At 53.2% G+C, this 13,730-nt stretch carries 14 protein-coding genes and 1 pseudogene; 7 read left to right on the forward strand and 8 right to left on the reverse strand.

The features are described from left to right. Positions 1-125: 125 nt before the first annotated feature. From ACWYRJ_RS18505 to ymcF, 3 genes and pseudogenes are all read right to left on the reverse strand, one after another. Positions 126-914 (reverse strand): annotated as a pseudogene (locus ACWYRJ_RS18505) (extracellular solute-binding protein); the annotation flags it as partial. Positions 915-1,185: 271 nt separating this feature from the next. Then, positions 1,186-2,595: an aminotransferase-like domain-containing protein gene (locus ACWYRJ_RS18510; RefSeq protein ID WP_127731091.1), complete on the reverse strand. Its 1,410-nt coding sequence runs from the start codon at positions 2,593-2,595 to the stop codon at positions 1,186-1,188. Positions 2,596-2,677: 82 nt separating this feature from the next. Then, on the reverse strand, positions 2,678-2,866 hold the full coding sequence (ymcF, locus tag ACWYRJ_RS18515) for a cold shock small protein YmcF (RefSeq protein WP_028013309.1): 189 nt from the start codon (positions 2,864-2,866) through the stop codon (positions 2,678-2,680). Between the two features lie 392 nt (positions 2,867-3,258). Here ymcF and ACWYRJ_RS18520 point away from each other — a divergent pair, with 392 nt between their 5' ends. From ACWYRJ_RS18520 to hslJ, 4 genes are all read left to right on the forward strand, one after another. Continuing rightward, entirely contained in the window at positions 3,259-4,659 is a 1,401-nt protein-coding gene (locus ACWYRJ_RS18520; protein ID WP_249575967.1) for a cytochrome ubiquinol oxidase subunit I, read from the forward strand. After that, a complete protein-coding gene (gene cydB / locus ACWYRJ_RS18525) occupies positions 4,659-5,669 on the forward strand; it encodes a cytochrome d ubiquinol oxidase subunit II (RefSeq protein ID WP_455508398.1) in 1,011 nt (336 codons plus the stop codon). The genes ACWYRJ_RS18520 and cydB overlap by 1 nt, the downstream gene beginning before the upstream one ends. Beyond that, entirely contained in the window at positions 5,669-5,797 is a 129-nt protein-coding gene (locus tag ACWYRJ_RS18530) for a DUF2474 domain-containing protein (RefSeq protein ID WP_008501283.1), read from the forward strand. The genes cydB and ACWYRJ_RS18530 overlap by 1 nt, the downstream gene beginning before the upstream one ends. 124 nt (positions 5,798-5,921) lie before the next feature. Then, positions 5,922-6,359, forward strand: a complete 438-nt coding sequence (hslJ, locus tag ACWYRJ_RS18535; protein WP_111963681.1) for a heat shock protein HslJ — start codon at positions 5,922-5,924, stop codon at positions 6,357-6,359. Here hslJ and ACWYRJ_RS18540 read toward each other — a convergent pair whose 3' ends face one another. Further along, positions 6,360-6,626, reverse strand: coding sequence for a putative hemolysin (locus ACWYRJ_RS18540; RefSeq protein ID WP_032658293.1), 267 nt, complete (start codon positions 6,624-6,626; stop codon positions 6,360-6,362). 271 nt (positions 6,627-6,897) lie between these two features. Here ACWYRJ_RS18540 and nifJ point away from each other — a divergent pair, with 271 nt between their 5' ends. The 3 genes from nifJ to ACWYRJ_RS18555 all read left to right on the forward strand — a co-directional run bounded on the left by nifJ (position 6,898) and on the right by ACWYRJ_RS18555 (position 12,203). Continuing rightward, complete coding sequence (gene nifJ / locus ACWYRJ_RS18545) at positions 6,898-10,422, forward strand: pyruvate:ferredoxin (flavodoxin) oxidoreductase (protein WP_455508399.1); 3,525 nt, start codon at positions 6,898-6,900, stop codon at positions 10,420-10,422. A gap of 398 nt (positions 10,423-10,820) precedes the next feature. Then, entirely contained in the window at positions 10,821-11,930 is a 1,110-nt protein-coding gene (gene ompC, locus ACWYRJ_RS18550; RefSeq protein ID WP_455508400.1) for a porin OmpC, read from the forward strand. Between the two features lie 147 nt (positions 11,931-12,077). Further along, complete coding sequence (locus tag ACWYRJ_RS18555) at positions 12,078-12,203, forward strand: hypothetical protein (RefSeq protein WP_258525023.1); 126 nt, start codon at positions 12,078-12,080, stop codon at positions 12,201-12,203. 62 nt (positions 12,204-12,265) lie between these two features. Here the strand turns inward: ACWYRJ_RS18555 and ACWYRJ_RS18560 are convergent, their stop codons facing one another. From ACWYRJ_RS18560 to ACWYRJ_RS18575, 4 genes are all read right to left on the reverse strand, one after another. Beyond that, on the reverse strand, positions 12,266-12,343 hold the full coding sequence (locus ACWYRJ_RS18560) for a hypothetical protein (protein WP_223239581.1): 78 nt from the start codon (positions 12,341-12,343) through the stop codon (positions 12,266-12,268). Positions 12,344-12,411: 68 nt separating this feature from the next. Beyond that, positions 12,412-12,834: a GFA family protein gene (locus ACWYRJ_RS18565; protein ID WP_111963684.1), complete on the reverse strand. Its 423-nt coding sequence runs from the start codon at positions 12,832-12,834 to the stop codon at positions 12,412-12,414. A gap of 3 nt (positions 12,835-12,837) precedes the next feature. Beyond that, a complete protein-coding gene (locus ACWYRJ_RS18570; protein ID WP_023312007.1) occupies positions 12,838-13,035 on the reverse strand; it encodes a hypothetical protein in 198 nt (65 codons plus the stop codon). Between the two features lie 90 nt (positions 13,036-13,125). Then, the gene (locus ACWYRJ_RS18575; protein WP_455508401.1) at positions 13,126-13,641 is read right to left on the reverse strand and encodes a methyltransferase; all 516 of its coding nucleotides are present in this window, start codon (positions 13,639-13,641) and stop codon (positions 13,126-13,128) included. Positions 13,642-13,730 lie beyond the last annotated feature (89 nt).

A 13,730-nucleotide genomic window follows, 5' to 3' on the forward strand; every position in this document is an offset into this window, starting at 1 on the left:
TTTATTGTAGGTGGGCCAGTTGGTGATTTTGAACTTTTGCTTTGCCACGGAACGGTCTGCGTTGTCGGGAAGATACGTGATCTGATCCTTCAACTCAGCAAAAGTTCGATTTATTCAACAAAGCCGGCATTCGCCTGATACGGCCAGGCGCTGGAGGCCACGACGCCTTCGTTTTTGAAGTCGCTCATCTGGACGGTGGTGTCGTGCCAGTAGCGGTGAATCAGAGCATGCTGGTCGCGAAGCACCTTAAGCACGGCGGCATACTGTGCTTCGGTGAGCTGGTACGGGTCTTTAATACCCAGCTGCGGCTGCGTGGCTTTGACGAACAGCGCGGCATCCGCGATGTAAATCGGGCCGTCATACGCCTGCACGCGTCCCTGATTGGTTTTCCCATCCGGCAGATCCTGTTTGGTAAAGACCACGCTCCAGCTGTCCGGCGGCGTCGGGAAGGTTTTGGTGTTGTACATCAGCAGGTTTGGCCCCCACTGGTACGGCGTGCCGTAGACTTTCCCGCCGACGTTAAACCATTCCCCTTTCACAATCCGTTCGTCGAGGGTTTTCCAGTTGGGGATAAGATCGGGGTTAATCGGCTGGACGCGTTTGCCCATGATCAGGCGCAGGGAAGCGTCACCTGAGGCGGTGACCAGGTCATATCCCCCTTTCGCCATCAGGCTGACCATTTCATCCGACGTGGCCGCCGTTTTGACGTTCACCGCACACCCGGTCTCTTTTTCAAACTGGGTGACCCAGTCGTAGTTTTTATCCGTCTGTCCGCGTTCGACGTATCCCGGCCAGGCGATAATATCCAGTCGACCTTCCCCGTCGCCGATGGCCTTTGGTGGTTCTGCGGCTTGCGCTGTCATGATAGTCATGCCGAGCGCGCACAGGCTGCTGCGGGCAAATTTTTTGCTCATAAGGGTTACTCCTGTCGCAATGAAATTTAGCGGCAGCCGTGCCGTAAAAATATCTCCCTTATTAAACGTAGACCGCGCGAATGCGCCGCACCGTTCGGCTTAAGGAAATTTCATCAAGGTGTGACCGAGGGCGCATTCCCCGTTAACTGGATTATAGACAAGGAGTTAGCCGCGAGAGACGGTATGCAGATTTCCTATGACAGGGCACCGCGAAATATTCACAGTGCCGTCATCAGGATAAGAAATGAATATTTAAAAAACGAAAAAAGGATTATTCCAGCATCGTGCTAATTAATTTGCCTAACTGAATGACCGCCTGCTCTTCTCGCTCTCCCCAGGCCCACGACGTATTAAAACGGAAGAACGGCGTCCATGCGTCAGAAGTGGAAAACATCTTTCCGGGGGCAATGCTGATGTGATGCGTTAGGGCTTTTTCGCTCAGCAGCCCCGCGTCCAGATGCGCCGGAAGCTCCAGCCATAAAAAGTAACCGCTGTCGTTATGATGGATTTTGACGCCGGCAGGCATATGGCGCAAAAGGGACTGCCAGGCCTGCTGCTTTCGCTCGGCGAGCGTACGCCGCAGGCGGCGCAGATGGGCGTCGTAGCGTTTCGTCGCCAGGTAATCAACCAGCGCCAGCTGCACAGGTGAGCTTGTGGAGAGCGTGCTCATCAGCTGCAGCTGCTGAATACGTCGCGCGTGTTTTCCTGCCGCAACCCAGCCGATGCGAAAACCGGCCACCAGACATTTTGAAAAGGACGAGCAGTGCAGCGTCATATCCTGACGATCCCATGCTTTCGCCGGAAGAGGTTTTTCGCGCCCAAAATAGAGCTCGCTGTAGACGTCGTCTTCAATCAGAGGAACGTTGTGCTGCGTTAACAGGGCGACAAGCTGCGCTTTTTTCTCCGCGCTCAGCGTGAAGCCAAGCGGGTTCTGACTGTTGGTCATTATCCAGCAGGCTTTAACCGGATACTCCTTCAGCGCCTGTTCAAGGGCATTCAGGTCAATCCCTTCGCGGACGTCCGTCGCAATCGACAACGCTTTAAGCTTCAGGCGTTCCAGGGCCTGCAGCGCGCCGTAAAAACAGGGGTTTTCGACTATCACCCAGTCGCCCGGCTCGGTCACCGCCTGCAGGCTGAGATTGAGCGCTTCAAGGGCGCCTGCGGTGATCACGATCTCTTCCGGGGAGATGTTCATCCCCTGCTGCGCGTAGCGGCGGGCAATGGCGTGGCGGAGATCGACGTTACCCGGCGGCAGGTTCTCAATCACGCTCATCGCCGTCGCGGTTTTGCTGACGTTCGCCAGCGATCGGTTGAGCTGCTGCAGCGGGAAAAGCCGTGGGTCGGGAAAAGCGGAGGCAAAAGGGACAACGGACGGATCGCGGCTAGCCTGTAAGACGTCGAAGATGTAGGTGTTAATATCCACTACTTCGTCACGCATCACCTGGGCAGGCGGAGCAGGCTGATGTGCGGTCGGGCGCGAGGCAACGTAATAGCCCGACTGCGGTCTGGCGACAATGCGCCCCTGACTTTCCAGCATCTGATACGCGTGGCCAACGGTCATAAAACTCATGCCGCTGCTCGCCACCTGCTCTCGCAAAGAAGGCAGCTTATCGCCCGGCAGCCATACGCCAAGCTCTATCTGCGAGATAATTTGTTGCGCCAGACGCTGGTATTTTTTCATCAGATTCTCCTTGTGACTGACAGTGTATATCAGCAGGAGAAAAAGAGAAGATTTAGCTAACTGTTATAGTTCGGGAAACGAATTACTTACGGTACTCGGTAACGTGGCTTTGCGCCTGACGCGCAGCGGCCAGGTGATCGAGCGTTATCATCGACGATTTGCAAAAGATGCATTTCGCGCCGAGTGGGTTTTTCTCAGACACATCAAAGACTGAGGTACGGTACTGCGAGCCATGACAGCATGGGCAGCGGAAATGGATATAAGAAGTCATAGGATTCTCCTGTAAACGTAAAAACGTAAATTACTAATGGGCCGATTGGGCATAATGGTTTTAAACAAAACGAATCGGAATGTAGATAAAGACCCAAGAGAGGCTGCGGAGAGGCACAACGTGATGAGAACTGCTTTATAAAACTACGTCAGATATTTATTTGGACTCAAAACCAGAAGACCATTAACGCACGGCGCTGACGACAAAGCAAGCAGTTTTATGCGTAAAATTCATAAAAACAGTATTTTTATTCCTCATCCGAGAAGTATATCAGATGGCTAAAGCATGAGTATTATGCCAACTGTTATGGTTAAAAATCACTTTTCTGAGTCTGATAGTCAGATCTTCGCCCCTATACCATAACAGCACACCGTTTGACATTGAGGCTGTGCATGTTTGGTTTAGATGCGTTTCACCTTGCACGGATACAGTTTGCCTTTACCGTATCCTTTCACATTATTTTCCCGGCCATTACCATCGGTCTTGCAAGCTATCTTGCCGTGCTCGAAGGGTTGTGGCTGAAAACAAAAAATCCGGTCTGGCGCTCGCTGTACCATTTCTGGTCGAAGATTTTTGCCGTCAACTTTGGCATGGGCGTGGTGTCCGGGCTGGTGATGGCCTACCAGTTTGGCACCAACTGGAGCGGCTTTTCGCAATTTGCGGGCAGTATTACCGGCCCGCTTCTGACCTATGAAGTGCTTACCGCCTTCTTCCTCGAAGCCGGGTTCCTCGGCGTAATGCTGTTCGGCTGGAACAAGGTCGGACCGGGTTTGCACTTTTTCTCCACCTGCATGGTGGCGCTGGGGACCATTATCTCTACCTTCTGGATCCTCTCTTCAAACAGCTGGATGCAGACCCCGCAGGGCTATGAGATCGTCAACGGTCAGGTGGTGCCGGTGGACTGGTTCGCGGTGGTGTTTAATCCCTCCTTCCCTTACCGCCTGCTGCATATGTCGATAGCCGCGTTCCTGAGCAGCGCCCTGTTTGTGGGCGCATCCGCGGCATGGCATCTGCTGCGCGGGAATAATACCCCCGCCATCCGGGCGATGTTTTCGATGGCGCTGTGGATGACGCTGATTGTCGCCCCCATCCAGGCCATGGTTGGCGATATGCACGGGTTGAACACCTTAAAGCACCAGCCCGCCAAGATTGCCGCGATTGAAGGACATTGGGAAAATCCGCCGGGTGAGCCTACCCCGCTGCTGCTGTTTGGCTGGCCGGATATGGAGCAGGAGCGCACCCGCTTTGGGCTGGAGATCCCGGCGCTGGGGAGTCTCATCCTGACGCACAGTCTGGATAAACAGGTTCCGGCGCTGAAAGAGTTTCCAAAGGAAGATCGCCCGAATTCCACCATCGTCTTCTGGTCGTTCCGCATTATGGCGGGTCTGGGCATGCTGATGCTGCTTCTCGGGGTAACGGCACTCTGGCTTCGCTATAAAAATCGCGTTTATTCGTCGCGCCCCTTCCTGTGGTTTGCGCTGTTGATGGGGCCATCGGGGCTGATTGCCATTCTGGCCGGATGGATCACCACCGAAGTGGGCCGCCAGCCGTGGGTGGTCTATGGGCTCCAGCGAACGAAGGATGCGGTTTCTGCCCACGGAGACCTGCACATGAGCGTGAGCCTGCTGGCCTTCTTCGTCGTCTATACCTCGGTATTCGGCGTGGGTTACAGCTATATGGTGCGCCTCATCCGAAAAGGCCCGCAGCCGCATGAATCTTTCGCCACCGAGTCCGACGGACGTCCGGCGCGCCCGCTTTCTGCCGTCACAACTGAACATAAGGAGCAGCCATAATGGGTATTGATCTTTCCATTATCTGGTTTGTGATCATCGTTTTCGCCACGCTGATGTATATCGTCATGGACGGTTTTGATCTGGGAATTGGCATTCTGTTCCCGGCCACGCAGAACGCCGACGATCGCGACGTAATGGTCAACAGCGTCGCGCCGGTCTGGGACGGAAATGAAACCTGGCTGGTGCTTGGCGGCGCTGCGCTGTTCGGCGCATTCCCGCTTGCCTACGCGGTGATCGTGGATGCCCTCACCATTCCGCTGACATTAATGCTGATCGGACTTATTTTCCGCGGGGTGGCATTTGAATTTCGTTTTAAGGCCACCCCGGCGCACCGTCCTTTCTGGGATAAGGCGTTCATAGGTGGTTCAATTCTGGCGACGTTTACCCAGGGCGTGACGGTAGGCGCCGTCATTAACGGCTTTACCGTCACCGACCGGGCCTATACCGGCGGCCCCTTTGACTGGTTTACCGCGTTTAACCTGTTTTGTGGCGCCGGGCTGGTGGTAGCTTATGCGCTGTTAGGCTCGACCTGGCTGGTGATGAAAAGCGAAAATGCGCTGCAGCAGCGGATGCGCGAGGTATCTAAAACGCTGTTAATCGTGCTGCTGGCGTTTATTGCCGCCATTAGCCTCTGGACGCCGCTGGCGCAACCGGCCATCGCCGCGCGCTGGTTTACGCTGCCGAATCTGTTTTATCTGCTGCCGGTTCCTGCTCTGGTGGTGATTTTTAGCCTGTACCAGTGGCGCTGCCTGAATAATCCCGCCAGCCATAGCCGTCCGTTTATTCTGACATTGGGGCTGGTATTCCTCGGCTTTAGCGGGCTTGGGATCAGCATCTGGCCGCATATTATTCCACCGTCGATTACCCTGTGGCAGGCCGCCGCACCGACGCAAAGCCAGGGCTTTATGCTGGTCGGCGCGCTGTTGATCATTCCCGTTATTCTGGTCTACACCTTCTGGAGTTACTACGTATTTCGCGGCAAAGTTCAGCATGGGGAGGGTTATCACTGATGCAACAACCGGTCTGGAAAAGATTACTGTGGCTGGCCATTATCTGGGGCGGCAGCGTACTGGCGTTGGCTGCTGTCAGCATGCTCTTCCGTATGCTGATGACGGCTGCAGGGTTTAAATCGCATTAACATCATTCCGGGCAACCGCTGCGTTGCCCTGTTCCCCCGCACTTTCAGATAAACCCCATTAACGCGCGACAGCGTATCGTTACACTGGAAAAAGATTCACAGTGTTTATAGTTTGAGAAGAAAAATGAAAAAGCTCATCGCGTTAAGTGTTATCAGTCTTGTTCTTACCGGCTGCGTTAACCCGGGTAAAGCCTCCGTTCAGCCGGAGCAACTTCAGAATCACCGCTTCGTGCTGGAAAACGTGAACGGTAAGGCCGTGAAGACCTCGACAACGCAACCTGAGCTCAGTTTTAGTGCGCTGCCAGACATCAGCCTGGTGAATAACATCAGCGTTTCCGGCCAGATGTGTAACCGCTTCAACGGACAGGGGAAATTGTCCGAAGGCGAGCTTAAGGTTAAAACGCTGGCGATGACGCGCAAGCTCTGTACTGAACAGCAGCTGAATGAGCTGGATCAGGCCATCGGCGACATGCTGCGCAAAGGTGCGCAGGTCGACCTGACTGAAGACCAGTTAACGCTGGCGACAGCCGATAAAACGCTGATGTTTAAGCGTGTAGAATAATCAGTAGTTACCGCAGCTTCCAACGGCAAGCGACTGTTCGCTACAGCGTTTGCCGTTTGGCAAGGCGCACATCCCAATAGCAGAACCATCAAGCTGGCGAGCGACAGACAGCGAACCGCCAATCATTGCGCAGTTAGCCTGACCAGAGCTGGACATCGCCGCTTTCATTCCCGGCGCCACGTGGGCTGCCGTTGCCTGCTGAACGGGTTCACTGCTACATGCCGACAACAATAATGCGGCACACCCTACCAAAAACGCTGAGCGCATGCTTTCTCCCCCATAAATGATGCGAAACCTATGCATAATAGGCATCACAGCCCATGTCGTCGAGAGCGAAAGTGCGTATTTATGCGCTCCGGAAACAATTTCTCGCAATTTTTTCGCCAAAAGTTTGATCTACTCATTGATGGCGAGAATACCAAGGACACAAAAGCGAAAATCGTAAAATCCCCCGTTTGCTAGAATACACAGATAATATTCAGGGTTTGTTGCCGTAATACAGACCCCTATTTTTTGCGCAATGTAAGGGTGTTGTCCTATGCAAACTATTGACGGTAATGGTGCAGTTGCCTCAGTCGCGTTTCGCACCAGTGAAGTTATCGCCATCTACCCGATTACGCCAAGTTCTACCATGGCCGAGCAGGCGGACGCCTGGGCGGGTAACGGGTTAAAAAACGTCTGGGGCGATGTCCCGAGAGTGGTTGAAATGCAGTCAGAAGCCGGTGCGATTGCCACTGTGCACGGCGCGCTTCAAACCGGCGCGCTTTCCACGTCGTTTACCTCATCTCAGGGATTGCTGTTAATGATCCCTACTCTGTACAAACTCGCCGGTCAACTGACCCCCTTCGTTCTGCACGTTGCGGCGCGTACCGTTGCCACTCACGCGCTCTCTATCTTTGGCGATCACTCTGACGTGATGGCGGTACGCCAGACCGGCTGCGCGATGCTGTGCGCCAGCAGCGTTCAGGAAGCCCAGGACTTTGCCTTAATTTCACATATCGCCACGCTTAAAAGCCGCGTGCCGTTTATTCACTTCTTTGATGGTTTCCGCACCTCTCACGAAATTAACAAAATCGTCCCGCTGGCTGACGAGACAATCCTGAATCTGCTCCCGCAGGCGGACATTGACGCGCATCGTGCCCGGGCCCTTAATCCGGAACACCCGGTTATTCGCGGGACATCGGCAAACCCGGATACCTATTTCCAGTCCCGCGAGGCCACGAACTCGTGGTACAACGCGGTTTACGACCATGTTGAACAGGCGATGAATGACTTTGCCGCCGCGACCGGTCGGGAATATAAACCCTTTGAGTACTACGGCCATCCGCAGGCGGAACGGGTCATTGTGCTGATGGGGTCGGCCATTGGCACCTGCGAGGAAGTTGTTGATGAACTGCTGACGCGCGGCGAAAAAGTTGGCGTGCTTAAGGTGCGGCTCTATCGCCCGTTCTCGGCCAAACATCTGCTTTCGGCTCTGCCTGAAAGCGCGCGCGCTGTGGCGGTGCTCGATCGCACTAAAGAGCCGGGCGCGCAGGCGGAACCGCTGTATCTGGATGTGATGACGGCCCTGGCAGAAGCCTTTAATCAGGGCGAACGTGAAACGCTGCCGCGCGTGATCGGAGGTCGCTATGGGTTATCGTCCAAGGAATTTGGGCCGGACTGCGTGCTGGCGGTATTCAACGAACTCAGTGAAGCGAACCCCAAGCCGCGCTTTACCGTCGGTATTTATGATGATGTGACGAATCTGTCCCTGTCGTTGCCGGAAAATACCCTGCCCTCGACCGCCAAACTTGAGGCGCTGTTCTATGGTCTGGGCAGCGACGGCAGCGTCTCCGCGACAAAAAACAACATCAAAATCATCGGCAACTCAACGCCATGGTACGCCCAGGGATACTTCGTCTACGACTCCAAAAAAGCAGGCGGCCTGACCGTTTCCCACCTGCGCGTGAGCGAACAGCCCATTCGCTCCGCGTATCTTATTTCTCAGGCTGATTTTGTTGGCTGCCACCAACTGCAGTTTATCGATAAATACCAGATGGCCGAGCGCCTGAAGCCCGGCGGTATTTTCCTCCTGAATACGCCGTACAGCGCGGATGAGGTCTGGTCTCGCCTGCCGCAGGAAGTACAGGCGGTGCTGAACCAGAAAAAAGCCCGTTTATTTGTGGTTAATGCGGCAAAAATTGCCCGCGAATGTGGCCTGGCCGCGCGCATCAATACCGTTATGCAGATGGCCTTCTTCCATCTGACCAATATTCTGCCGGGCGACAGCGCGCTGGCGGAACTGCAGGGCGCGATTGCCAAAAGCTACAGCAGCAAAGGACAGGAATTAGTCGAGCGTAACTGGCAGGCGCTGGCGCTGGCGCGCGAGTCGCTGTATGAGGTACCGCTGCAGCCGGTCAATGCCGCAAGCCCGAACCGCCCTCCGGTGGTGTCCGATGCTGCGCCTGATTTCGTTAAGACCGTGACGGCGGCGATGCTGGCCGGTCTGGGTGATGCCCTGCCCGTCTCTGCGCTGCCGCCGGATGGCACCTGGCCGATGGGTACTACACGCTGGGAAAAACGTAACATCGCCGAAGCGATCCCTATCTGGAAAGAAGAGCTGTGTACCCAGTGCAACCACTGCGTAGCGGCCTGCCCGCACTCGGCCATTCGTGCCAAAGTGGTTTCACCGGAAGAAATGGAATCCGCCCCAGCCAGCCTGCATTCACTGGATGTGAAATCCCGCGATATGCGCGGTCAGAAATACGTTCTGCAGGTCGCGCCGGAAGATTGCACCGGCTGTAACCTGTGCGTCGAGGTCTGTCCGGCGAAAGACAGGCAGGATCCGGAGATCAAAGCCATCAATATGATGTCGCGTCTGGAGCACGTTGAAGAGGAGAAAATTAATTACGACTTCTTCCTGAATCTGCCGGAAATCGATCGCAGCAAACTGGAACGCATTGATATTCGCACTTCGCAGCTGATCACGCCGCTGTTTGAATACTCCGGCGCCTGTTCAGGCTGCGGTGAAACACCCTATATCAAGCTGCTTACCCAGCTGTACGGTGACAGGATGCTGATTGCCAACGCAACCGGCTGTTCGTCTATTTATGGCGGTAACCTGCCCTCCACGCCCTACACCACCGATGCCAACGGTCGCGGTCCGGCATGGGCAAACTCGCTGTTCGAGGACAACGCCGAATTTGGTCTGGGCTTCCGCCTGACCGTTGATCAGCACCGCGCACGCGTGGTGCGCCTGCTGGAGCAGTTTGCCGGGCAGCTTCCTGCCGGGCTCAATGACGCGCTTCATGCGGATGCAACGCCAGAAGAACGTCGTGAGCAAGTCGCCGAGCTGCGTCAGGCGCTTCAGGGCGTGGCGGGAGCTGAGCAGCTGCTGACCGACGCGGACGCGCTGGTCGAAAAATCGATCTGGCTGATTGGCGGTGACGGCTGGGCTTACGACATCGGCTTTGGCGGGCTGGATCACGTGCTGAGCCTGACCGAAAACGTCAATATCCTGGTTCTGGATACGCAGTGTTATTCCAACACCGGCGGTCAGGCATCGAAAGCTACGCCGTTAGGCGCTGTGACGAAATTCGGCGAACACGGTAAACGCAAGGCGCGCAAAGATCTCGGTGTAAGCATGATGATGTATGGTCATGTTTACGTCGCGCAAATTTCGCTGGGTGCCCAGCTTAACCAGACGGTAAAAGCGATTCAGGAAGCGGAAGCGTATCCTGGCCCATCGCTGATCATTGCATACAGCCCTTGCGAAGAGCATGGCTACGATCTGGCGCTCAGCCACGACCAGATGCGTCAGCTGACCGCGACGGGCTTCTGGCCGCTGTACCGGTTCGACCCGCGTCGTGCTGATGAGGGTAAATTACCGCTGGCGCTGGATTCGCGTCCGCCGTCACATGACCTGGCCGAGACGTTAATGCAGGAACAGCGCTTCCGTCGCCTTAACGCGCAGCAGCCGGAAGTGGCCGAACAGCTCTGGAAAGATGCCGCGGCCGATCTGCAAAAACGTTATGACTTCCTGGCGCAAATGGCGGGTAAAGCCGAAAAACCGACCAGCGACTAGTACCTCTGCCCGGCTTGTCCGGGCATATTTTTGCCATAAAAAAGCCCGGCGCATTCACACCGGGCGAATCCAGATAATCAATGAATATCTATTTTGTTTGCTTAATAGCATTCGTGTTAATTATGATTCAATCATCTTAAAAGCATATAAATGCATATAACACCATCAAGAAAAAAGTAATTAATAACCAATTAATAATTGCTATTTAATATACTCACTTTTAAATCATTCATCCGACCAATGATCATTTCCGCTGATTTATTCGGTTTAGATTTAACTTATTTCGTAACAATTATATTTTATTACTCTCCCACAGGGGTGATTTAGCATGAGACAACTTTCTCATTCTGAAAGTTCAACAGGTAATTAAATAAAAACAACTGCAAAGGAATATCACAATGCAAAGAAAAGTACTGGCCCTGATGATTCCGGCTCTGTTAATGGCTGGCGCAACTCATGCAGCAGAGATTTATAATAAAGACGGTAACAAATTAGATCTGTATGGAAAAGTAGATGGTCTGCACTATTTCTCCGACGATAAAGGTGCTGACGGCGATCAAACCTACCTGCGTCTGGGCTTCAAGGGTGAAACGCAGATCAACGATATGATGACCGGCTACGCGCAGTGGGAATACAACATTCAGGCTAATAATACGGAAGGGTCTGATAATCAGTCCTGGACGCGTCTGGCCTTCGCTGGTGTAAAGGTGGGTGACTACGGCTCCTTCGATTACGGTCGTAACTACGGCGTGCTGTACGACGTGGAAGGCTGGACCGATATGCTGCCTGAGTTCGGCGGAGACTCCTACTCTAAAGCCGACAACTTTATGACCAGCCGCGCCAACGGTGTGGCAACCTACCGTAACACCGACTTCTACGGTCTGGTGCAGGGCCTGAACTTTGCGCTGCAGTATCAGGGCAAAAATGAAGATGCCAGCAACAACCAGGAAGGCACCAACAACGGCCGCGACACGCGTCACGAGAACGGCGACGGCTTCGGTATTTCTACCACCTATGACTTCGGCATCGGCATTACTGCAGGTGCGGCGTACACCTCTTCAGATCGCACCAACGAGCAGGTCATGAATACCACTGCGGGCGGTGACAAAGCGGATGCGTGGACTGCGGGTCTGAAATATGACGCCAATAACATCTATCTGGCGGCAATGTACTCTGAAACCCGCAATATGACACCGTATGGTGATAAAACCAATTCCGTAGCGAATAAAACCCAGAACTTTGAAGTGACCGCCCAGTACCAGTTCGACTTTGGCCTGCGTCCGTCCCTTTCCTACCTGCAGTCGAAAGGTAAGGACCTGGGCAACGGTCAGGGCGATCGGGATCTGGTTAAATACGCTGACGTAGGCGCGACCTACTACTTCAATAAAAACATGTCCACCTACGTTGATTACAAAATTAACCTGCTGGATGAAGATTACAGCTTCTACAAAAACAACGGCATCGGCACGGATGACGTCGTAGCGTTAGGTCTGGTTTACCAGTTCTGATTGTCAGAGCCCGCATCATGGTGCGGGCTCGCTTGTTTTTGAAGTAAGTCACAAAAGATAGTTTCAGAAAGGGATTGGTTGAGGGAAAGTTGAAAGAAAGCTGGTTAGACTACGGAGATAGCCCTTTTGTCATTAAGGATAACAGCGTTGTTTGGTCGTGTATCTCTTGCCGTCCTTACCCTTTTAGCATTGGTGTGGATGGCGTTAATTTTTGATTTTGGTGATATTGTCGGGCATCTCGGCGCGCTGTTAAACCATCTGGATGGCAGTTGACCGTTTACCAGGAAACAAAAAGCCACCAGCAGTGCCGGTGGCGGATATACGCATAGGTCGCGTTATTTTTTCACAGGTTGAGGCTTTTTATCGCCTGATTCAGGGGCCTCACGCGGATCGTCTTTTTCAACACAAAGCATAGTTTCTCCTGTATCAGATAACCATTCTCCACTATAGCCAGGCTGATTAAAGAGTGGCCAGGCGGCAATCATGCCTGCTGTTCACCTTTCTCGCGAAAAGTGAGATAGCCAAATACGCCACTTTCTCCATCCATGGGATGGTTAACCCCGTCCATCACCTTCACCTCTGGAAAATCAAATGGTGAAACGTTTTCAAAACAGGCGACATTCACGCCATATTCGTTTGGGTTAGAACGCCGCTGATGGAACGTGTAGATCCCGCACACCGAGCAGAAGAAATGCCGTGCCGTTCCCGTGTTAAAGCGGTACTCGGTGAGCTTATCCTCACCTTTGGTCACCGTAATCCCCGACAGCGGTGCAGAAACGACGACAGCGCCTCGCATTCGACAAAAGGAACAGCTGCAGCGCCGCGCGGTGTTGAGGCCATCAGTAAGTTCAACGGTGAATGCCACCGCGCCGCAGTGGCACTTCGCATTTCGTCTTTCAGCCATGGGCTATACCCCTTTTCTCACGAGCTCGGCCGCTTTAACGAAAACCTCGTCTTCTACACCATCGCCTTTTTGCCTGCCGAGTCTGACCAGTTCATCCACTATACTGTTGCGATGGATCGGTTTTTGCGCTGAAACCAGCCCAATAACGGCGGCCCCAATCGCCAGCCCCACTAATCCGGTTTGTTCATCTTTGTTTTTCATATTCATGCTCCTGGTACAACAAACAAGGGTAGCAGGAATATGGTAAAACGGAATGCCAGACACATGATCAGTGAATGATATTTAAACAGTTCAAACAGGTACGACTTCTAAAATCGACAGATACGAACGGGTGTCTATTATTTTGTTTAGCTTCAGACGAGTCTTTTCAAACAAGGTCTGATACTCAGACTCTGTTCTTGCCCGTCCTCCATCAAAGCTTGTTAACAAAAGAAGGTCAATTTCAAATCGTCCCTGTTCATTATTTTCTTTTTTAATAAGTGGTTCAAAAATTAATATCCTGGAGTTTTCTTTCATAGCATTTCTGCAGCATTGAAGTATCTGAATGGCCTTTTCATCAGGCCAGTCCATTAAAATGTATTTAAGTAGATAAATGTCTGCTACAGGACAGGCTTCAAAAAAACTGCCCTCAACGGTCTCCCATCGGCGATGATCATTCAACAGATACAGTCGATTCCGCTCAAGCACGTCTGTTTGATCAAAAAGGATCCCCGTCAGAGTCGGGTTTCGACGTAAAACGGCCAGCAATAAATTACCCAGCCCACCGGCGATATCGGCAACGACAGCGTTTTGAGGGCTTTGTTGAATAAATCAGATTTCGGGTAAGTCTCCCCCGTAGCGGGTTGTGTTTTCAGGCAATACGCACGCTTTCAGGCATACCTGCTTTCGTCATTTTG

This window comes from Enterobacter sp., assembly GCF_977039595.1.